Raw genomic sequence first — 20,262 nt, 5'->3', positions numbered from 1 at the left:
GCGCCGGCTTAAAAATCGGGCGATATCAATTTCAGCGAGGGGAAATAGGTGCGGTAGCGCCCGACATCCCGCGCCAAGAGCGGCAGTTGCTGCATGGCTGCGTGAGCGCCGATGAAGAAATCGGCTAGCACACCGGTGCGTGATCCGCCTATTACCTCGCGCCGCCAATTTCAAGCCGGCCGTTAGGCGGCCATCGATTTGAAGAGCCAGTCGGAGAGGGTCTGCCTCGCCGTGCGGGCGCCAGCACCGGGAAGCAGTACATCGCCGGTCAATTCGACGTCGAAATAGGAAACAGCTGTATCGGTCGTTACCGGCCGTTGGTCTTCGTTTGCGGCGAGATATATCCGCGCGATTTCGTCGATACCGAACTGTTCCGGGCCGCCGATCTCGACAATGTCCCCGACCGGAGTTCCCGGTGCCAGTTCCATCAGAAACGCGGCGACGTCACCGGCCGCAACCGGCCTCATAGCCGCCGGCGGCAACCGAAGGACGTCGCCATCAGCACCGATATCGATCAATCCACTGATGAATTCGTAGAACTGCGTCGAGCGGAGGATCGTATGGGGTCGGCCGGACGCACGGATGAGATTTTCCTGCACCATTTTCGCGCGGAAATAATCGCTTTCGACGAGGTAAGGCGTGCCGACGACGGAGAGCGCGAGATAATGTCTGACGTTGGCACAGGCCGCAGCGGCGAGCAGGTTCTTCGTCGATGTCCTGAAGAAATCAAACGCCGAACTGTCACCGAATGATGCGGCATTGGTGACATCGATGACGACTTCGTTTCCCGCCATCGCTGCTTCGAGGCCCCTGCCCGTCACCGTATCGACGCCAAGCGATAAGGATGCGGCGGTGACATCGTGGCCCGCCCGGCGCAACTTCGCCGTGAGTTGCGTTCCGACAACGCCGCTTGCTCCCGCCACCATGATCTTCATATCGACACCCTCTCTATCTCTACCCAATGCCCGCGGTTGAGCGACAATGACCGGAAAGTTAGAGACCTTCCATCGTGCCTGAGGTCCTGCATCCTAGCCCATGGGCATAGGGGAGCCAGCCTCCGGTATAGGGTGCGCCATCGGATAAAGCGGCCCCTGCTTCACTCCGAAATCCGGCTACATCCCCGCGCAATGCATGGGTTTCCATGAGTTGCGGTTGTGGTGCGGCAGGATTACGGTTCGAACATGAGCTCGCCGGCCCCAAAATCAAAAACAACCATCGCAAATGCTGACGACCCCCCGGTTATTTCCGTCCGGCAGGAGCAGCTGATGATGAGCGTCTGGTCGCACCGTCCCAAGCTTTTGCATCTGGGCTTCTTTGTTGCGGCTTATGTGCTTGCCTGCGGCTTTGCTCAATCTCTTGCAATCGTGCCCGGAACCGGCATTTCCATCTGGCCGGCGAGCGGACTTTTCATCGCGACGCTGATTCTCAGCTCCGGCTACAGCTGGCCGTGGTGGGTGCTGGGCGGCTGCCTGGCGGAGATGTTCAGCAATGTCCTGTGGTTTCACAGCCCACCAGTCGCCGCCTTCCTGATTTATGTCGGCAACGCCCTGGAGGCGCTGGTGGGAGCCTGGCTCGTGAACCGCGTGCTGACACGGCCGGTGCGGCTGGAAAGCCTGCAGGAAGTCCTTGCTTTCGTCGCGCTGGGCGCCGGGGTTGCGCCGATCGTCAGCGCGACCGTGGGAAGTGCGACGCTTGCCTGGTTCAGCATCCTGTCACAATCCTTCTTGACGGCATGGCCTCTGTGGTGGATCGGCGATGCCACCGGCGTCCTCATCGTGGCGCCGCTGGCGCTGGTCGTGCTCCACAACTGGCGGGGCAGACCGCAGCTTTCGACCACACAGTGGATGGAAGCCTGCGTTCTCGGGCTGATATTTCTAGCCATTGCCGCTCTTTCGCTGAGCGGCTACCTGCCTTTCGCCTATATCATCATGCCGCCGCTTCTGTGGGCCGCGGTCCGCTTCGAGTTCAAGGGCGCGGCGGTGTCACTCGTGCTACTGGCGCTGATAACGGCAATCTTCACGATAACGGGCGCCAGCCAATTCGCCGGCGATCCGGAGGCCCAGAAACACAAGCAGATCATGCTGCAGCTTTTTCTGGCCATCTCGGCGCTTTCGGCGCTCATTGTCGCCGCCATATCCCGCCAGCATCAACTGGCAGTGCTTTCGCTGCGCCAAAGCGTGGAGGCATTGCGCGAACGGGAACGCGAGCTCTCACAACTCGTCGACATGGTCCCGGCCCAGATCCGACGGTTGACACCGACAGGCGAGCCTGTCTTCTTCAACAAGCGCCTGATCGACTTCTTCGGCCTCGACGTCGGTGACATGGATCAGCCGGGCGTGAGCCGTCTTTCGGCCGTCATTCATACGCTGGTTCATCCCGATGATGCACCGAGGCTACTTCAGACGGTTCACCGTTCCCTCGTCAGCGGCGATCCCTTCTCGATCAAATACCGCATGCGCCGCTTCGACGGAGCCTATCGCTGGGTCGACGGCCGCGCCGAGCCGCTGCGGGACCAGAACGGCACGATCACGCAATGGTACGTCATCTCTGTCGATATCGACGATGAGATGCGCGCGCAGGAGGCGTTGCGCGAGCGGGAACGCGAGCTCTCGCAACTCGTATCGCCGACGGCGATCATCCGCCGATCGTCTTCATCACCGGACATGGCGACATCCCCTCCTCCGTGCGTGCGATCAAAAGCGGTGCCGTAGATTTCCTGACCAAACCGTTCAGCGATGCCGATCTCATGACGGCGATCCACGCGGCGATTGACCAGGATCGAAAAAAGAGAGGCGAGCGCGCCGAGCTCGACACGCTGAAACGGCACTATCTCGACCTGACGCCGCGCGAGCGCGAAGTGCTGCCGCTCGTGGTCAGCGGTCTTCTCAACAAGCAGGCGGCAGCCGAACTCGGGATTAGCGAAGTCACGCTGCAGATCCACAGAAGAAATGTGATGCAGAAAATGGCGGCGGCGTCGCTCGCCGATCTCGTGCGGATCGCGGAGAAACTTGAAATACCGATTACCCACTCGCGTCGGGTGGGGGGGAATTGAATATGAACGAGACAAGACATGTCGTCGCCGTTGTCGATGACGATCCAAGACTGCTTGAATCGATGGGCGACCTTCTGGAATCGGCGGGTTATGTGGCCCGAGGTTTCCCGTCGGCGGGCTCGCTGCTCGTCAGCGGGCTGTCGGACCTTGATGTGCTCATCACCGATATCGGAATGCCCGGTATCGACGGCTTCGAACTTCGCGACCTGGTAAGGAAGTCACGTCCGGAGCTGCCGGTGTTCCTGATCACGGGCCGCCACGAGATCGCCGATCAGGGCCGCGCGCAGGGCACCGGCGGGTTTTTCCGCAAGCCCTTCGATGCCCAGGCCCTGCTGACGGCTATCGCCAATGCTTTACAACAATCGAGAGATGGAGGGTAACATGAGGGTTGACCAGCCGTTGCTGCGGAGATCGGCGCCGTTATCATTGCAGTGCAGATATCAAGAGGACCAGCCGCTCGTCATTATCGTCGATGACGACGCATCGGTACGCGAGGCCCTGTCCGAGCTGATCCTGTCGGCGGGCTTTCAGCCGGTCAGTTTTGCCTCGACCCGAGAATTGCTTGACGCCGACATATTGGAAAATCCCGGCTGCCTGATCCTCGATGTGCGCATGCCGGGGGCAAGCGGCCTTCACCTGCAGAGCCATCTAGCCGAGAACGGCATTTCCAAGCCGATCATTTTTCTGACCGGCCACGGCGACATTCCGATGACCGTCCAGGCGATGAAGGCGGGTGCTGTGGATTTTCTCACCAAACCGGTGCGCGATCAAACGCTGCTCGACGCCGTCGCGGCGGCCATTGCGATGGATGCCGAACGACGTGCCGAAGCCGCAATTGCCAAACGCAATGTCAAACGCCTGGAGACGTTGACGCAGCGCGAGCGCGAAGTTCTGCACGAAGTGGCACGCGGACGCCTCAACAAACAGATCGCGTTCGATCTCGGCATTAGCGAGGTGACGGTCAAGCTGCATCGCAGCAATGTCATGCACAAGATGGAGGCCGCCTCAATCGGTGAACTGATCCGGGCCTGGGAAACGCTGCCGGCGCAAATGCGTCAGGCCGGCTCGCGTTAGCTCTTTTGTCTGGCGCCTTCCAATGACGACGAATACCGGCCTTGCACGCGGTCGGCCTGTCCATTTAATGCGCGCCGTATCCGATTCGCGTTGAAAAAGACGGCGCGGCGCCGGCAATGGGTTTCGGCTTTGCACCCTTGCGGTATCTCTAAATTAAAGCTCAGGGATATGACCTCATGCCCGGCTTTGATTCCATAAGGAGATCACGCCTGAACAATCGATCGTCAGCCACGCCTTCCCCTGAAACCAACGCCTTCGACACCGAAGCAACCTTCTTGTCGGCCATTGGGAACGCCAAACGACTCCACATCCTGCATCTGTTGACCGAGGGAGAAGTGTCGGTGACCGTCCTCGCCGATGAAGTGGGATTGAGCCAATCGTCGACTTCCCAGCATCTGGCAATTCTTCGAGAACACGGACTCGTGCAGACGCGAAGGGTTGCCCAGACGATCTATTATTCCCTTCAATCCGGCGCGGCGAGGACGATGCTCGATACGCTCGCCGATATCTTCGGATCGCGCCGTCGCGCCCCTGGAGAACGCCTCCGAGCCGGGCACCTGACGAAATGACCACACGTTGCCCTTGCCGCTTCTGATTCGCCTCCAATTTTGCTGAGGCTGACCTTGCAGCCAATCAGCATCGGCGCCGCAGCGACGAGAACGCGGTTTGAACGAGATGACAGCGGCTTGAGCGTCAGCACCAAGCTGAGGCCTGTGGCACTTCACCGACATACCCCTCTGACGCATCGATCCCTGATGGACGTTTGATGTACGCCTCCTAGACCACGGTGTGGTTACGTCTCCGTGGCGAACGGCGATAATGAACCCATCAGCAACGGAACGGTCAGGAGAGGGATCATGGACGTCTATGAGGCAGTCACAAGCCGACGGTCGGTGCGCGGTTTCAAAGACAAGCCAGTGGCGAGGGAGATACTCGAGCGCGTGCTGTCCGCCGCGGCGTGGTCGCCCTCAGGATCGAACATCCAGCCGTGGAACACCTATGTGATGACCGGCGCGTCGCTGGCCGAGCTCAAGACGTCAGCCATCGAGCGCGTGGCCCACGGCGACCCCTGGGACAAACGGCAGTACGAGATGTACCCGGCCGCGCTCAAGCCCCCGTACGGGGAACGCCGATCCGCCTTCGGCAAGGAGCGCTACGGCGCGCTCGGTATTGCCCGCGAGGACTGGGAGGCCCGCCAGCGCGCAGCAATCGCCAACTGGAACTGCTTCGGCGCGCCCGCCGCCCTGTTCTGCTACATCGACCGTGACCTTGGTCCACCCCAATGGGCCGATGTCGGCATGTATCTGCAGACCGTCATGCTGCTGCTGCGCGCCGAAGGACTGCACAGTTGTCCGCAGATGGCATGGTCACAGGTTCGCGAGACGGTCGCGGAAGCCCTGTCACCGCCGGACGGGCTCATCCTCTTCTGCGGCATGTCGATCGGATACGAGGATCCCGCAGTCAGTTTTGCCCGGACGGGCCGCGCGCCCCTCGCCGAGACGGTCACTTTCGTCGATGAGTAATACCTGCGCTCAAGGAACAAGAGACCCCTTCCATGCGTCCTGCGTATGATAGGTCCTTGATCATCCGCGATATTGGAGAACGCCATGACCACGCATAAAGTCGGTTATCTCATCGGCAGCCTCGCCAAGGGCTCGATCAATCGCAAGCTCGCCAAGGCGCTGGTGCGGCTCGCCCCGCCGGAACTTGAAATGTCGGAGATATCCTTCAAGGATCTGCCGCTCTACAGCTACGACTATGACGCCGACTATCCTCCGGCCGGCAAGGCATTCAAGGCGGCAATCGCGGCAGTCGACGCCGTGTTGTTCGTCACGCCCGAATACAATCGATCCATACCCGGCGGGCTGAAAAACGCCATCGACTGGGCAAGCCGCCCCTACGGCACCAACTCGTTCACGCGCAAGCCGTCAGCGGTCATCGGCACCTCGCCGGGCGCGATCGGCACCGCAGTCGCCCAGCAGAATTTGCGCAGCGTGCTCAGTTTCTGCAACTCGCCCCAGATGAATGCCCCGGAAGCCTACATCCAGTTCACACCGGGGCTGATCACCGATGACGGTGAGGTCACGAACAAGGCCACGGCGGAATTCCTCCGCAAGTTCATGCAGGACTTCCATGTCTTCATCGCAAGGGTTCGCTCGGTGCTGCCGAAAGATGCGTAGCGCTTAAAAGAACTGGCCGCTGCGATGCGGCAGCGGCCAGTACCCGGTTTTCTTGAGCGACTTATTTAAGCGAAGGCGTAGGAGCCGTCCGGCCGCTTCGGCACGCGCCGCTGCCAGTGGATGTAGCCCTCCTCCTCCATCGCCTTCTCGTCCATTTCGACGCCCCAGCCGGGCCGGTCGGGACGCAGTTCGAGATAGCCGTCCTTCGGCAGATAGGGATCGACCACGTAGCGCGTCTCTCCCTGGCGCTTCTCGACATCGAGGCCGCCATAAACATAGGCCTGGCCCTTCGGCAGCCGGTATTCGAGGATGCGGAAATTCTGCGCGGCGGCGGAGAAATGCACATTGACCGCGGTTGCCAGCGGGCCCATCGGGTTATGCGGAGCGACGCCGACGAAATAGGCTTCGGCAAGCGTGGCGATGCGGCGCATTTCGCTGATACCGCCGACGACGCAGATATCGGGCTGGATCAGATCGGCGCCTTTGACCTGTAGCAGCCGCAGGAATTCGTTCCTGTTGTAGAGCGACTCGCCGGTCGCCAGTACGCAGTTCAGACCTTGTTTCAAGTCACCCCAGGCCTCGATATTCTCCGGGCGCAGCGGCTCCTCGAAAAACAGCGGGTCGTAGGGCGCCAGCGCGTTGCCGAGCTGGCGGGCAGCGATCGGCTCGAAAATCTTGGCATGCGCATCGAAGGCGATCTCGTACTCGTCATTGACCGTCTCGCGAAGCGAGCGGAAATAATCCGCAGACGCTTTCACGACATTGCCCCAGCGATGGGCGTGCATATCGATCCGCCAAGGGCTGAGCTTGAAGGCGGTGAAACCCCATTCCTCCTTCAGGCGGTCGAATTCGTCGCGGGCGGCCGGCGCATCGGGCGCGGTGTAGACCCCGGCATAGACCTTGATGCGGTCACGCACCTCGCCGCCGAGCAACTTGTAAACCGGCACGTTCGCCGCCTTGGCCGCCAGATCCCACAGGCAATGATCGAGCGCGGAGATCGCGGCAAGGCCGAGTGCGCCCGGCGGGAAGCGGCTTTGCTGGATCAGCAGATTGACCAGATATTCCACGCGCGTCGGATCCTGTCCGGAGAGAAATCCGTAGAGATAATCGAGCAGCGGCGGCAGCGCCTTGTCGGGGCCGTGATTGTAGCATTCGCCCCAGCCGGTCAGCCCGTCGTCGGTATCGAGCGCGACGATCACGCGCGGACGGTCCTTGTCGCGGGTCATGAAAACCCGCATGCGGTCGATCTTCATCATTCTGTCCTTCTAGCGATTGAAATAGCTGCGGCACGCCACGCGCGTCTGCACGTAGACATGTTCGTTGTCGGTTCCTGGATTATGGGCGCCCGCGGCTTGCGGCACCGAGACATTGCCGCCGCTCGGGAAGCGGGCGACGAATTCATCGTCGATATCGCAGCCCAGCCGTTGTTCGGGAGCCCAATTCGAGGGATCGGGCTGGCCGACATGCATGAGAAACGTGCGGATTCCAGTGATTTTCATCTCTGAGAACTTCCATTCTTCAGACTGTCTGGCTTCAGACTATCAGGCGCGACGTAGCGGAAGCGCCTCGAATGATCGCGGTCGCGCGGGTCGGGGCGCGGGATCGCCGAGATGAGCGCCTGCGTATAGGCGTGCTCGGGCGTATTGCAGACCTTCTCCGCGTCACCGATTTCGACGAGCTGGCCTTTGTACATGACGCCAACACGGTCGCACATGTAGCGAATGACGCCGATGTCATGGCTGATGAAGATATAGGCGAGACCAAGTTCATCCTGCAGGCGCATCAGCAGATCGAGCACCTGTGAGCGCACCGAGACATCGAGCGCCGAGGTCGCCTCGTCGGCGACGATGACACGCGGATTGAGCGTGATGGCGCGGGCAATGCCGATGCGCTGGCGCTGGCCGCCGGAGAAAGCGTGCGGGTAGCGTTCGCGCGCCCTCGGATCGAGGCCGACCTGCTCCATGAGATGAGAGACGCGCTCGTCCAGCGCCCGCCCCTTTGCAACGCCATTGACCAGCAACGGCTCGCCGATGATCTGGGAAACGGTCATACGTGGGTTGAGGGAGCCGAACGGATCCTGAAACACCATGCGCAATTCGCGCCGTGCAGCAGCCAACGTCGGGCCCTTTGCCGTTGCCAGATCGATGACCTCGCCGCCGGCGCGGCGGTAGAGGATTTCGCCGGCAGTCGGGTCGAGCAGCCGCATGATCGAACGGCCCATCGTCGTCTTGCCGGATCCGCTCTCGCCGACAATGCCGAGCGTTTCGCCCGGCAGAAGCGAAATGGAGACATCGTCCAGCGCTTTCAAATCACCGAAATTCATCGACAGATTGCGCAGTTCGAGGATCGGCGCCGCCGTCCTGTCGAGCGGTGCGCGCGCCAACCGGATTTCGGCCTTCTGCTCCAGCTTCAGCACCGAGCCGATCAGCATGCGGGTATAGTCGTCTTTCGGCGCATGAAAGATCTGCTCGACCGGTCCATATTCCTTCGCCACACCGTTGTGCATGACGAGCACGTCGTCGGCGATCTGCGCCACGACGCCCATATCATGCGTGATGAAGAGAACGGCCATGCCTTTGGCCTTCTGCAGCCGGGCGATCAGGTCGAGGATTTCGGCCTGCGTCGTCACGTCGAGCGCCGTAGTCGGCTCGTCGGCGATCAGAAGCTGCGGTTTGCAGGCAAGCGCCATGGCGATCATCGCACGCTGGCGCATGCCGCCGGAATATTGGAAAGCATAGCGATCCAGCGCTTTTTCCGGTGACGGAATTTCGACCTGTTTGAGCAGCGATATCGCTTCCGCGCGCGCCTCGGCCTTGCTCATCCTGGTGTGCAGACGAAGCGCCTCGACGATCTGGTTGCCGACCGTGTGGATCGGCGACAGCGACGACATCGGCTCCTGAAAGATCATGGCGATGTCCCGGCCGCGGATCGCCCGGATCTGGCGCCCGCGCGGATTGAGACTGGTCAAATCGGTAGAGCCGCCGTTCTGATCGTTCAGCACGATCGATCCGGCAGCAATGCGACCGGGCGCATCGACGATCTGCAGAATCGAACGCGCCGTGACCGACTTGCCGGATCCGCTTTCGCCGACGACACAGAGCGTCTTGCCCTGTTCGATCGAGAAAGAAAGATCGTTGACGGCGCGAAAAACACCGGTGCGCAGCGGGAACTCGACGGTCAGGTTTTTCACCTGGAGCAGCGGTTTGCCGGCAATGGAAACGATATCGGTCATGCCGGCCTCATTTGTTGTAGGGATCGGCCGCATCGCGCAGGCCGTCGCCGAGAAGGTTGAGCGCCATCACGGCGATCACGACGGCGCAGCCGGGCATGAACAGCCAGGGTGCGGTGGCGATCGAGCGAATGTTCTGGGCTTCGCGCAGAAGCACGCCCCAGGAGATGGTCGGCGGCTGCAACCCGAGCCCCAGGAAGGAGAGAGAGGTTTCGGCAAGGATCATCGCCGGCACCGCAAGCGTGATCGATGCTATGATGTGGCTGGCAAAGCTCGGCAGCATGTGGCGAAAAATAATGCGTCTTTCACGCACGCCGTCGAGCCTCGCGGCAGCAACGAATTCCTCGGTGCGCAAGGACAGGAACCGGCCGCGAACGACGCGGGCGAGCTGCGCCCAGCCGGTCAGCGACAGAATGATTGTGATCATCATATATTGCAGTGTTGCCGGCCAATCCTGCGGCAGGGCCGCGGCCATGGCGAGCCAGATCGGGATCGTCGGCAGAGACAGCACGAAATCGATCACGCGCTGCATGAAGAAATCGATGCGGCCGCCATAATATCCTGAGATGCCGCCGATGACGATGCCGAGCATCAACGACAGGAAGACGCCGACAAGGCCGATCGACAGCGAGACCTGCGAACCCTGCACCGTCCGGCTGAAGACATCGCGCCCCAGCCGGTCGGCGCCGAAGAGGAGCAGTGGCGTGGTCTTGTCGGGTGAGGCGATCAGATGGATGTTGCTATTGAACAGGCCAAATACCGAATATTCGTAGCCGCGCCCGAAGAACTGCACGTCGACACGCTTCGTCGTGTCTTCCTTGAAGATGGCCGCCAGGGTTTCCGGATCGCGGGTCAGCTTCATCGGATAATAATGCGGGCCGAAGGAGAACCCGTTCTCGGTATCGATCAGATGCAATTTCTGCGGCGGATGAAAGGTCGCCCGCGCATTTTGCAGATTCGGATCGTTGATGGCGAAGAAGCCGGGAACCAGGGCAACGAAATACATCAGCACGGTGACGACGAGCGCCACCATGGCCAGCCGATGCCGGCGGAAAGCCCACCAGATCAGCTGCCACTGCGATGCGACGGCGGCGCGGTCCGGCTGCAGATTTGTAACGGTGATGTCGGCCATGTGAGGCTCCTATTCCAACCGGATGCGGGGATCGACCAGCGCAAGCAGGATGTCGCTGATCAGGGAGCCTATCAGCGTCAGGGCGCAGATCAGCAGAACGAAGGCGCCCGCCAGATACATGTCCTGAGCCATCAGCGCCTGCAGCAGCAGGGGTGCTGCCGTCGGCAGATTGAGGACGATGGCGACGACGACCGAGCCGGAGATGAGATTGGGCAGCAGCCAGGCAATCGTCGAGATGAACGGATTGAGCGCGATCATCAATGGGTATTTCATCAGCAGCCGGAACTCGGAGAGTCCCTTTGCCCGCGCCGTCGTCACGTAAGGCTTCGGCAGTTCGTCGAGCATGTTGGCGCGCATGACGCGGATGAGGCTCGCCGTCGACGAGACGGCAAGAATGATGACGGGAAGCCAGAGATGCGAGAAGAGATCGACCATCTTGGCTAAGCTCCAGGGGGCGTTCTCGTATTGAGGCGAAAACAGCCCGCCGACATCCTGGCCGAATTCGACCGCCGCGATATACATCAGCACCAGCGCCAGCAGGAAGGAGGGAACGGCCAGACCGAAAAAGGTGAAGGCGGTGAAGAAATAGTCGCCGATCGAATATTTGCGTACGGCGGAAAACACGCCGATCGGCAGCGCGATCGCCCAGGTGGCGATCAACGTCGAAAGAGCCAGGACGAGGGTCAGCGCCATGCGCTCCCAGATCAGGTCGGAGACCGGCTGCTGCCATTCGAAGGAGATGCCGAAATCGCCGCGCGAGAGGATGCCCCACATCCACTTGAAATATTGGATTAGCATCGGATCATCGAGGCCGAAGCGCTCACGCAATTGCGCCGCCGTGTTCTGGTCGACGATCTCGTTGGAGGCTGCCAGCGTCGCGATATATGTGGTGACATAGTCGCCCGGCGGCAGCTGGATCAGCACGAAAGCCAGGAAGCTGACGGCAAAGAGCGATGGAATCATCCATAGCAAACGTTTGGCGATAAAGACCAGCATGAGGCGCCTCTTGCATTGAACACCGCCCTTCGGGCCTTGCCGGCTGTCGCGGCCGGCAAGGCGTCTCGGAGGACGAACCGAAAGAAAGCGCCGTGCCGTCGGTACGGCGCTCGATCAAAATCAGCTCGTGAAGGTGAATTGCTGCGGCATCGCCGGCCCCGGATTGGGCCAAGACCAGCTGTCCGGCTCCTTCTCGGGAACATTGCGCAGATTGTTGCGGATGATGCCGAAGCCGCCGACGGCGAGGCAGAGGCCGACGGTCTCGAATTCCTCCGCCGCGATATCGAAGATCTGCTTCATGATCGCGCCGCGCTTGTCGAGATCGGCCGTGGAACGCGCCTCGTCGAACAGCTTCATGCGCTTCTTCTGGCTTTCCGGCGGTTCCTCGCCGCGCGCACCGTTGGACGTGTACCAGAGCGTCCAAGGAATGGCGTAGCGCGAGCCCTGCGGATGGAAGGCGAAAAAGTCACGCGGGTCGAGCATCGGATCGAGACCGCCAGGACCCGGCCACACCGCCGCATCATGGGCATTGTCGTCGCCGCGGGTGTAATAGAGCGCCCGCTCGATCGTGTTGACCTTCATGTCGATACCGATCTGAGCCCAATGCGTCTTGACCAGTTCCAGCGCATCGACGAGGTCGGGATAGAGCGTCGGAATGACGTCGATCGAGAAGAATACCTTCTGGCCATCGGGCCGGAGGCGAAAACCGTCGCCGCCCTTCTTGTAGCCGGCTTCATCGAGCATCGCGCCGGCCTTGTCGGCGTCATATTCGGTGAACTGGCGCGCATATTTCTCGTTGTACCAGGGATGGGTCGGACGCGGCCCGGCCTGGTAGGGTTCGCTCTGTCCGAAATAGACGATGTCGATCAGTTCCGGCCGATTGATGCCGATCGACAGCGCTTGCCGGAACGACTTGTCGGCAAACATCTTGCGCATGGCAGGATCTTTGTGGGTGATGTTGAAGTAGATCTGGCACTGTTGCGCGGCTGACGGCACGAGCGTCAGCAGGCGGTAGTCGCCTTTCTGCATATTCTGCGATAGCGTCGGCTTGTTGGCGAGCACGCTGATGTGGCGCTCCTGGATGTCGATCTTGCCGGAGATGACGTTCAGCATCAGCGATTCGACGTCCTGCGAAATGCCGAAGTTGACCTCGTCGATATAGGGAAGCTGGTTGCCTGCGGTATCGACCTGCCAGAAATAGGGGTTGCGGGTCATGACGACGCGGGTCGCACCCCCGACATAAGGCTCCTGGACGACCCAGGGATCGAGCGTCGGCTTGTCGACATTGCCCCAGCGCGTCGGAATTTCGATGTCGCCGCAGCGGCTGCGGAACAGTTCCGTCCAGCTGGTGACCCCCGCCTTCTTCACATCGGCCTCGAGGTTGGGATTATATTTCGGCAGGAACTGGCTGCAGTAATGCTTCGGGAAGAGCGTCGGATGCTGGCCGAGCGGCGTGGCAAGATTTTCCAGATAAAGCGCGTTGGCCGCTGCAAAGGTGAACTTCACCGTGTAATCGTCGATTTTCTCGACGGTGACCGGCTTGCCGGCGACGGCAAGCTGCGCCGGCGTGGCGCTGTAGAGCTCGGTATTCTTGACGCAGTCTTCGATCGCAAAAACGATGTCGTCGGCCGTGAAGGGATGGCCGTCGGACCAGCGCACGCCTTCGATCAGATGGAAGGTGAACTGGGTGGCGTCGTCGCTGACCTCCCAGCCTTCGGCCAGGTTCGGCTGGACGGCGGTGAATTCCAGGTTCCAGCGCACGAGGCTCTGGTTGCCGACCATGCGCAGGATGCCGTTGTGATCCGATGAACCGCGCAGGCCGCGCCGCAGCGTACCGCCATAGGTGCCGACCTTTTCGAACGGCGTCACCACCATCGGCTTTTTCGGCAGGCGCTCGGCGAGCGGCGGCAGTTTTCCGTCCTTGACGAGCTGCGCCAAAGCCGGCGCTTCACCTCCCGCCGCAAAAGCGCGACCGGCGATGGACAGTGCCGCAGCGCCGGCCATGCCGCCGAGAACGGCGCGGCGGGTGACACCGCGAGACAGAATTTCATTGGGCATCGATTCCTCCCCTTTTATGCCGGAACAGGCTTGTCCCGCTTGGCACGGCAGGCTCCCGACCTGCCGTTTCGCGCCCTCCTCGGCGCTGGGAGGAAACCATAGACACGTTCCCAGATGATTACAAGAGTTGACAGATAATTACAGATTCTGTAGCGATGCAGCATCAAACCTGGCGCCAAAGCCGTTGGGACGAGCCTTGGGGAGAAAAAACGGCTGATCTGTCAGATGCTGTCCAGTAGCCACACCGTGGCTGCGACAGCACGGCGCCATCCCGGCGCATGATCGAGCAGGCACATTCGGCTTCTACTCGCCGGCCAGGAAGGCGGCGGCTGAAATTGCCGCGGGGGCGGGAGAGAAAAGGACGATAATGACATTCGCAGTCGATGCCGTTTCCAACAGAGGCGCAACGCGCTTCAGCGACATCATTTACGAGAAGATCGTAGGGATGATCGCGGACGGCAAGTTTCCGGTAAATGAGCGGCTGCCGTCGGAGACGAAGCTCGCCACCGATTTCGGCGCGTCGAGGCCCGTGGTGCGCGAGGCGCTGGAGCGGCTCAGAACCGACGGCCTCATCGTCTCGCGCAAGGGGTCCGGCTCCTATGTCCGGCAGCGGCCGGACTCGTCGATGCTGAAAATGGTTCCGGTCGGCTCGCTCGCCGACGTGCAGCGCTTCTTCGAATTCCGCGCTGGGCTCGAGGCAGAGGCCGCGGAGCTGGCCGCGCGGAACTGGCAGCCGGCCGACAAGGAGCGGATCACGGCGGCCCTGGTCGCGATCGAGCAATGCCTGAAGAATGGCGAACTCGGCGCCGAGGAGGACCAAGCCCTCCACGACGCGATCGCCATGGCGACAGGCAACCAGTTTCACATCACCGTGCGCGAATGGTTCCGGCCGCATTTCGCCATCGGCCATTCGGTGACGCGAAGCCTCAGCCTGAAGCGCACGCCGGAGCAGATCCGCAGCGTGCAGGACGAGCACGCGGTGATCGTGGAGGCGATCTTCGCGCGGCAGGAAGCCGAAGCCCACGATGCGATGAAGAGACACATACTGAATGCGCGCGCCCGCATGTTCCAGGGGGTTTGAGCGATGATGGAAGGAAGAACGATGAGACGGGTTGCTGTGACAGGTGCTGCCGGACGCGTCGGGGCGCTGCTTCGCCCGTTCCTTCGCCAGCACGCAGAGCACTTGCGTCTGATCGACATTCATGAGCCCGCCGAGCTGGCTGAAAACGAAGATTTCGTGCGCGCCGATCTCTCGCAGCTCGACGAGGCGACGGCGGCCCTCAGAGAGGTCGATGGCGTCGTTCATCTTGCTGGCATCGCCAGCGGCGTCGACATGAATGCCATTCTTCAGGCCAATGTGCTCGGGACCTACAATCTCTACGAGGCCGCCCGGATCAACAAGGTCGGGCGGATGGTCTACGCCTCGAGCAACCACGCGACGGGCTTTTATCCGCGTGGCGAAGTCATATCGCCGCTTGATCCGATGCGGCCGGACAGTCCCTACGGATTGTCCAAATGCTGGGGCGAGCTGGTGGCGGGGCTCTACTACGACACTTCGGGCATCCGTTCTCTTTCCATTCGCATCGGCAATGCCGGCAGCTATCCGAACAGCGAGCGATCGATCGCGATCTGGATCAGCGCCCGGGATCTCGCGCAGCTGGTGCAGATCGGGCTCACCCATCCGTCGATCGCCGCGACTGTGGTCTATGGCGTCTCCGATACGGACGAGAAATGGTGGAACAACGATCTGGCAAGGCGGCTCGGCTACCAGCCTCAAGACCGGCCCCGCGATCACGCCCATATCGAGGGCGGAGCCGAGGGACGGGTCGCCCGCGCCTTCCAGGGCGGCGGTTTCTGCGAGTTCAACCATGACGGCAACATCCGCATGCGCGATGCCGAGGGTCTCATCAAAGACCTGGAGACGGCACCGTGACGGCGCCCCGCATCATTGAGCCGAAGATCCGTTCGGTGCTGCAGCAGCCACTGACGGTCGGTGAATCGCCCGTATGGGACGAGGAGACTGGTACTCTCTGGCTTGTCGACATCCTGGCGCCGGCAGTGCTGCGGCTTTCCCCGGAAGGCGCGGTCGACCGCTTCGCAATGCCGGCGGCGGTCGGCTGCCTCGGGCTTTGCCGTGACAGCAGGATAGTCGTCGGTCTTCAGACGGGCGTCCACCTCTTCGATCCCGCCTCGGGCGATATCGAGTTTCTTTGCGATCCGGTCGGGCGTCACGTCAACGGCCGCCTCAACGACGGCAAGGTCGGCCCGGAAGGACACTTCTGGGTCGGCTCGATCAGCGAAGCCAAGCCACAGGTAAATGACGCCGCGCTTTTTCGCGTGGGAGCCGACGGCAGCGCGCGCGCCGTCGCAACTGGTCTAACGAGTTCCAACGGCCTCGCCTGGTCGCCGGACGGCCGGCGCATGTATCACTCCGACAGCCGGCAATGTTTCCTGCAGGCCTTCGATTTCAATCCCGGGACGGGTGAACTCGGCGAAGGACGCCGCCTTCGCAGCTTCACCGAAGAACAGGGACGGCCTGATGGCGCGACGACCGATCGCGACGGGTTTTACTGGAGCGCCGGCGTTTCCGCCGGCCGCCTCAACAGAATATCTCCCGAAGGCGAGATCGTCGAAATCTACATTCTGCCGGTCGCAGCACCGACAATGCCGTGTTTCGGAGGGCCTGATTTCAGCACCCTCTACGTCACGAGCCTGTCGACCGACCGGACCGGCCGTTTCGAGGCGGGCACGGTCATCGCCTTCGACGTGGATGCGGAGGGGCTGCCGCCTTTCCGCTTCGGCAAACAGTCATTTTGATGGAAAGCGAGCGGGGTAGAAAAATGAGCATCGCGATCATGCGCAAGGCGCTTACGGGCGTGTCGGGCGTGCCAGTCACGGCTTATGACGGTGGGGGCGAAGTTGAACCCCGAATTACGGCGAAGGTTTATGCGCGGGTGGCTGCGGCGGGCATTCACAACATCGTCGCAGCCGGCAATACCGGGGAATTCTATGCCCTGACGCCGCAGGAGATCCGGATCGTCCACGAAGCGGCGGTTGCAGGCGTCGACGGCCGCGCGCCGGTGACGGCGGCGGTTGGCCGCTCGCTGCGCGAAGCGATCGGCATGGCCAAGGATGCGGCGGCGATCGGCGCATCGGCCGTCATGTCGCATCAGCCCGTCGATCCTTTCGCGGCTCCTTCGGCTCAGATCGATTATTTCTGCAACCTCGCCGATGTGTCGGCCCTGCCGCTCGTCGCCTATGTCAGGGCCGAGGGTTTCACCGTCGCCGAAATCGTCCGCCTTGCCAATCACGGTAATATTGCCGGCATCAAATTCGCCACGACCGATCTGATGCTGCTGTCGCGCGCGATTCCCGCCGCCGACCCGAACGGTGCGCTGTTCGTCTGCGGCCTGGCGGAAAGCTGGGCGCCGACCTTCACCGCAGCCGGCGCGCGTGGCTTCACGTCAGGCCTCGTCAACGTCGCACCGAAGCTTTCGCTCGCCGTCCACGACGCACTTGAGAGGGGCGATTTCGCCGCAGCAAGAGCAATCGTCGGCAAGCTCGAACCCTTCGAGCGGATGCGAACCAAATTTCGCAACGGCGCAAACGTGACGGTCGTCAAAGAAGCCGTCACCTATTCCGGCCTCGATGTCGGGCCGGTGCGTGTGCCGGGATTGCCGCAGCTCGATCAACATGATCGCCAGGAGCTGCATCGCCTGCTTCGAGGCTGGGAGGCCGAGGGCGACATTCAAACGCAACCGGACCGGCAGGCCGTGAAGGCTGCCGGCTGAGTTCGAACATCTTCTGCAAGCAACAGGCGCGGGATGGCGCCATGAGATTGGGAGGTCTTGAGATGCTGAAACAGCTATTGACGACGATCGCAGTTACCGGAGCCCTGATGGCGGCGCAGCCGAGCGTGGCGGCATCGCCGCGCAACATGCTGGTCATCGGAACGAATCTGACCGGTATCCGGACGCTCGATCCGGCCCAGAACAACGCCCGCACGGTGTCCGAGCTGATCTCGAATCTTTACGACAACCTCGTGCAACTCTCGCCCGACGACCTCAAGACGCTGAAGCCGATGCTTGCGACGAAATGGGAGGTTTCGGCCGACGGCAAGATCATCACGCTGACCCTGCGCGACGATGCGGTCTTCCAGAGCGGCAACAAGGTGACCGCCGAGGATGCTGCCTGGTCGATCCAGCGCGTCATCAAGATGGGCCAGGTCGGCTCCACCGATATCGCTCTCTGGGGTTTTACTTCAGACAACGTCGAAAAGCTCGTTCGCGCCAAAGATGAGCATACGCTGGAGATCGAGTTGCCGCAGGCCGTCAACACCGACCTCGTGCTCTATTCGCTGGCCGGCTCGTCGATCGGCATCGTCGACAAGAAAACGGTCCTGTCGCATGAGGCGAACGGCGATTTCGGCGGCGCCTGGCTTTCGGCCAATTCCGCCGGCAGCGGCCCGTTCAGGCTGGCGCAATGGCGTCCGAACGATGTGGCGATCTTCAATGCGCAGCCGAAATATTGGGGCGGCAAGCCGGCCATGGCGCGCGTCGTCGCCCGCCACATCCCGGAATCCGGCAATCTCCGGCTCCAGCTCGAGGCCGGCGACGTCGATGTCGGCCAGTATGTGGCAAGCGGCGATCTCGATGCGCTCGCCAGCAACAAGGACGTGATGATCGAAAACGTTCCGGGGCTCGGGTTCTACTACATCGCCCTCAACCAGAAAGACCCCGATCTGCAGAAGCCGAAGGTTCGCGAGGCATTCCAGCATGCCTTCGACTGGAAGGCGATCTCCGGCAACATCATGCGTTATACCGGCTTTCCCTGGCAGTCGATGATCCCGCGCGGCATGATTGGCGCGCCCGAGGAGGCGGCCGTTCGTTATGATTACGACCCCGCCAAGGCCAAGGCGCTGCTGGCGGAGGCAGGGTATCCCAACGGCCTGAAGAAGGTGCTCAATCCCTCGGGAGCCCCAACCCTGCCCTTCGCGGAGGCGCTGCAGGCGAGTGCGCGCGCCGCCGGTTTCGATCTCGACCTGGTGCCCGGCGAGTTCACGCCCGCCTTCCGCGAGCGCAAATTCGAGGTGCTGCTCGGCAATTCCGGCGCCCGCCTGCCGGATCCCTTCGCTGTCGCCACGCAATATGCCTTCAACCCCGACAATAGCGACGAGGCGCGCCTCGGCAGCTACTATCTCTGGCGTACGGGCATGAAGGTGGACGAGCTCAACACGCTCATCGACCAGTCGATGCGGGAGCGCGACACCGAAAAGCGCACCGACATCTTCAAGAAGATGGACGGCATCTATGCCGGCATGGCTTCGCCGCTCGTCATCTTCTTCCAGCGAACCGACCCCTATGTCATGCGCGCCAACGTGAAGAATTATCACGGGCATACGACCTGGTCGACGCGCTGGCATGATGTGACCAAGGAGTAGAGCGCGTGGCGAGCGCCGATCTGACATCGAAGCGGGAGGGCCGGCAACCGGCAGGGAGCGGGTTCACCGATGCGGCTCCGCATCCGCTGCTGAGTCTGCTGCGGCGGCTGGCGGGACGCGTGGTGGCCGTTGTGACGACGCTGCTCGGCCTGCTCTTTCTGACCTTCTCGATGGGCCGCCTGCTGCCTGCCGACCCGGTGCTTGCTATCACCGGGGCGGAGGTCAGCAAGGAGGTTTACGACCGCGTCTATAACGAGCTCGGCCTCGGGCAGCCGATCTGGATGCAGTTCCTCTCCTATGTCGGGAAGATCGCCACCGGCGATCTCGGCATGTCGGCGACGACAGGCCAGCCGATCCTGACCGATCTGATGACGATCTTTCCGGCAACCATCGAGCTTGCCATCATCGCGATGATCATCGGAGCGATCGTCGGCATTCCCTTGGGCATCACCGCTGCGGTCCGGCGTGGGACGATCATCGACCATATCGCCCGCATCGTCGCCCTTGCCGGCCATTCCATTCCGATCTTCTGGACCGGCCTGATGGCGCTCTTCATCTTCTACGCCAAGCTGAAGCTCGTCGGCGCATCGGGCCGGGTCGACGTCTTCTACGAAGGCCTCGTCACGCCGATGACCGGTTTTCTCTTGATCGATGCGGCGATTGAGGGCCAATGGGACGTGTTTTACAATGCGCTCGGCCACATCATCTTGCCGGCGGCAATCCTCGGCTATTACTCCGTCGCCTATATCAGCCGCATGTCGCGAAGCTTCATGCTGGAACAGCTCAGCCAGGAATATATCATCACCGCCCGGGCAAAGGGGCTCGGCACCCGCAAGGTCGTCTGGCGCCATGCCTTCCGCAATATCCGCGTGCAGCTCCTGACGATCCTGGCGCTGACCTTCGGCGGCCTGCTCGAAGGCGCGGTGCTGATCGAGACGGTTTTCGGCTGGCCGGGGCTTGGCCAATACCTCACCCGCGGGCTGCAGATGAACGACATGAACGTCGTGATGGGCTCGGTGCTGACGATCGGCGCCGTCTTCCTGACCATCAACATCCTGTCTGACGTCCTCTATCGCATCCTTGATCCGAGAACACGGTGAC

The 20,262-nt window shown here is 61.8% G+C and carries 17 protein-coding genes and 4 pseudogenes; 13 read left to right on the top strand and 8 right to left on the bottom strand.

From position 1 onward, the window contains the following. Window positions 1-8 precede the first annotated feature (8 nt). Together EFR00_RS34225 and EFR00_RS16030 are read right to left on the bottom strand one after the other, a co-directional pair. A pseudogene (locus tag EFR00_RS34225) lies at window positions 9-149 on the bottom strand (DNA-binding protein); the annotation flags it as partial. 33 nt (window positions 150-182) lie between these two features. Then, complete coding sequence (locus EFR00_RS16030) at window positions 183-935, bottom strand: SDR family oxidoreductase (protein ID WP_009995534.1); 753 nt, start codon at window positions 933-935, stop codon at window positions 183-185. Between the two features lie 330 nt (window positions 936-1,265). Here EFR00_RS16030 and EFR00_RS34220 point away from each other — a divergent pair. From EFR00_RS34220 to EFR00_RS15995, 7 genes and pseudogenes are all read left to right on the top strand, one after another. Then, window positions 1,266-2,636 (top strand): annotated as a pseudogene (locus tag EFR00_RS34220) (MASE1 domain-containing protein); the annotation flags it as partial. Then, window positions 2,609-3,052: pseudogene (locus EFR00_RS34215) on the top strand (response regulator transcription factor); the annotation flags it as partial. The pseudogenes EFR00_RS34220 and EFR00_RS34215, both read left to right, overlap by 28 nt. A 2-nt stretch (window positions 3,053-3,054) precedes the next feature. Beyond that, window positions 3,055-3,432, top strand: coding sequence for a response regulator transcription factor (locus EFR00_RS16015; protein WP_040141746.1), 378 nt, complete (start codon window positions 3,055-3,057; stop codon window positions 3,430-3,432). A gap of 1 nt (window position 3,433) precedes the next feature. Continuing rightward, window positions 3,434-4,126 (top strand): response regulator transcription factor, encoded by a 693-nt coding sequence (locus EFR00_RS16010; RefSeq protein ID WP_077989140.1) that lies wholly within the window; start codon window positions 3,434-3,436, stop codon window positions 4,124-4,126. Window positions 4,127-4,335: 209 nt separating this feature from the next. Further along, a complete protein-coding gene (locus EFR00_RS16005) occupies window positions 4,336-4,695 on the top strand; it encodes an ArsR/SmtB family transcription factor (RefSeq protein ID WP_096769938.1) in 360 nt (119 codons plus the stop codon). Between the two features lie 288 nt (window positions 4,696-4,983). Beyond that, window positions 4,984-5,649 carry a nitroreductase gene (locus EFR00_RS16000; RefSeq protein ID WP_077989139.1) on the top strand — a complete coding sequence of 222 codons (666 nt, stop codon included), beginning with the start codon at window positions 4,984-4,986 and terminating at the stop codon, window positions 5,647-5,649. Between the two features lie 84 nt (window positions 5,650-5,733). Then, window positions 5,734-6,306: an NADPH-dependent FMN reductase gene (locus EFR00_RS15995; protein WP_077989138.1), complete on the top strand. Its 573-nt coding sequence runs from the start codon at window positions 5,734-5,736 to the stop codon at window positions 6,304-6,306. A 65-nt stretch (window positions 6,307-6,371) separates the two neighbouring features. Here the strand turns inward: EFR00_RS15995 and EFR00_RS15990 are convergent, their stop codons facing one another. The 6 genes and pseudogenes from EFR00_RS15990 to EFR00_RS15965 form a co-directional block, all read right to left on the bottom strand. Further along, window positions 6,372-7,559: a galactarate dehydratase gene (locus EFR00_RS15990; RefSeq protein WP_077989172.1), complete on the bottom strand. Its 1,188-nt coding sequence runs from the start codon at window positions 7,557-7,559 to the stop codon at window positions 6,372-6,374. Between the two features lie 12 nt (window positions 7,560-7,571). Next, window positions 7,572-7,733, bottom strand: a pseudogene (locus EFR00_RS15985) (mandelate racemase/muconate lactonizing enzyme family protein); the annotation flags it as partial. A 68-nt stretch (window positions 7,734-7,801) separates the two neighbouring features. Beyond that, on the bottom strand, window positions 7,802-9,538 hold the full coding sequence (locus EFR00_RS15980; RefSeq protein WP_077989136.1) for an ABC transporter ATP-binding protein: 1,737 nt from the start codon (window positions 9,536-9,538) through the stop codon (window positions 7,802-7,804). Between the two features lie 7 nt (window positions 9,539-9,545). After that, on the bottom strand, window positions 9,546-10,667 hold the full coding sequence (locus tag EFR00_RS15975) for an ABC transporter permease (protein ID WP_077989135.1): 1,122 nt from the start codon (window positions 10,665-10,667) through the stop codon (window positions 9,546-9,548). A 9-nt stretch (window positions 10,668-10,676) separates the two neighbouring features. Continuing rightward, on the bottom strand, window positions 10,677-11,663 hold the full coding sequence (locus EFR00_RS15970) for an ABC transporter permease (protein WP_040112166.1): 987 nt from the start codon (window positions 11,661-11,663) through the stop codon (window positions 10,677-10,679). Window positions 11,664-11,783: 120 nt separating this feature from the next. Beyond that, a complete protein-coding gene (locus EFR00_RS15965) occupies window positions 11,784-13,721 on the bottom strand; it encodes an ABC transporter substrate-binding protein (RefSeq protein ID WP_077989134.1) in 1,938 nt (645 codons plus the stop codon). A gap of 367 nt (window positions 13,722-14,088) precedes the next feature. On the opposite strand from EFR00_RS15965, the gene EFR00_RS15960 reads away from it, so the two are divergent. From EFR00_RS15960 to EFR00_RS15935, 6 genes are all read left to right on the top strand, one after another. Further along, window positions 14,089-14,802: a FadR/GntR family transcriptional regulator gene (locus tag EFR00_RS15960; protein WP_009993885.1), complete on the top strand. Its 714-nt coding sequence runs from the start codon at window positions 14,089-14,091 to the stop codon at window positions 14,800-14,802. 21 nt (window positions 14,803-14,823) lie between these two features. Beyond that, complete coding sequence (locus EFR00_RS15955; protein WP_077989133.1) at window positions 14,824-15,654, top strand: NAD-dependent epimerase/dehydratase family protein; 831 nt, start codon at window positions 14,824-14,826, stop codon at window positions 15,652-15,654. Next, on the top strand, window positions 15,651-16,538 hold the full coding sequence (locus EFR00_RS15950) for an SMP-30/gluconolactonase/LRE family protein (protein ID WP_077989132.1): 888 nt from the start codon (window positions 15,651-15,653) through the stop codon (window positions 16,536-16,538). Before EFR00_RS15955 ends, EFR00_RS15950 begins: the two co-directional genes overlap by 4 nt. Before the next feature lie 23 nt (window positions 16,539-16,561). Continuing rightward, a complete protein-coding gene (locus EFR00_RS15945; RefSeq protein ID WP_077989131.1) occupies window positions 16,562-17,512 on the top strand; it encodes a dihydrodipicolinate synthase family protein in 951 nt (316 codons plus the stop codon). A gap of 62 nt (window positions 17,513-17,574) precedes the next feature. Then, window positions 17,575-19,161, top strand: coding sequence for an ABC transporter substrate-binding protein (locus EFR00_RS15940; protein WP_077989130.1), 1,587 nt, complete (start codon window positions 17,575-17,577; stop codon window positions 19,159-19,161). Window positions 19,162-19,166: 5 nt separating this feature from the next. Continuing rightward, the gene (locus tag EFR00_RS15935) at window positions 19,167-20,261 is read left to right on the top strand and encodes an ABC transporter permease (RefSeq protein ID WP_077989129.1); all 1,095 of its coding nucleotides are present in this window, start codon (window positions 19,167-19,169) and stop codon (window positions 20,259-20,261) included. The last annotated feature ends 1 nt before the right edge of the window (window position 20,262 follow it).

It is taken from the genome of Rhizobium sophoriradicis (assembly GCF_003939025.1).
In the GTDB taxonomy this organism is placed as follows: domain Bacteria; phylum Pseudomonadota; class Alphaproteobacteria; order Rhizobiales; family Rhizobiaceae; genus Rhizobium; species Rhizobium sophoriradicis.
The sequence above is the reverse complement of the archived record's forward strand: the minus strand, read 5'-3'. Positions and strand labels throughout refer to the sequence as shown.

What these genes read in the sequence shown, in the direction of transcription:
- EFR00_RS15945 (WP_077989131.1), top strand. Translation starts at nt 16,562, where the DNA reads ATGAGCATCGCGATCATGCGCAAGGCGCTTACGGGCGTGTCGGGCGTG.
- EFR00_RS15965 (WP_077989134.1), bottom strand. Translation starts at nt 13,721, where the DNA reads ATGCCCAATGAAATTCTGTCTCGCGGTGTCACCCGCCGCGCCGTTCTC.
- EFR00_RS15970 (WP_040112166.1), bottom strand. Translation starts at nt 11,663, where the DNA reads ATGCTGGTCTTTATCGCCAAACGTTTGCTATGGATGATTCCATCGCTC.
- EFR00_RS15980 (WP_077989136.1), bottom strand. Translation starts at nt 9,538, where the DNA reads ATGACCGATATCGTTTCCATTGCCGGCAAACCGCTGCTCCAGGTGAAA.
- EFR00_RS16010 (WP_077989140.1), top strand. Translation starts at nt 3,434, where the DNA reads ATGAGGGTTGACCAGCCGTTGCTGCGGAGATCGGCGCCGTTATCATTG.
- EFR00_RS15955 (WP_077989133.1), top strand. Translation starts at nt 14,824, where the DNA reads ATGAGACGGGTTGCTGTGACAGGTGCTGCCGGACGCGTCGGGGCGCTG.
- EFR00_RS15940 (WP_077989130.1), top strand. Translation starts at nt 17,575, where the DNA reads ATGCTGAAACAGCTATTGACGACGATCGCAGTTACCGGAGCCCTGATG.
- EFR00_RS15995 (WP_077989138.1), top strand. Translation starts at nt 5,734, where the DNA reads ATGACCACGCATAAAGTCGGTTATCTCATCGGCAGCCTCGCCAAGGGC.
- EFR00_RS15960 (WP_009993885.1), top strand. Translation starts at nt 14,089, where the DNA reads ATGACATTCGCAGTCGATGCCGTTTCCAACAGAGGCGCAACGCGCTTC.
- EFR00_RS16015 (WP_040141746.1), top strand. Translation starts at nt 3,055, where the DNA reads ATGAACGAGACAAGACATGTCGTCGCCGTTGTCGATGACGATCCAAGA.
- EFR00_RS16030 (WP_009995534.1), bottom strand. Translation starts at nt 935, where the DNA reads ATGAAGATCATGGTGGCGGGAGCAAGCGGCGTTGTCGGAACGCAACTC.
- EFR00_RS16000 (WP_077989139.1), top strand. Translation starts at nt 4,984, where the DNA reads ATGGACGTCTATGAGGCAGTCACAAGCCGACGGTCGGTGCGCGGTTTC.
- EFR00_RS15990 (WP_077989172.1), bottom strand. Translation starts at nt 7,559, where the DNA reads ATGAAGATCGACCGCATGCGGGTTTTCATGACCCGCGACAAGGACCGT.
- EFR00_RS15975 (WP_077989135.1), bottom strand. Translation starts at nt 10,667, where the DNA reads ATGGCCGACATCACCGTTACAAATCTGCAGCCGGACCGCGCCGCCGTC.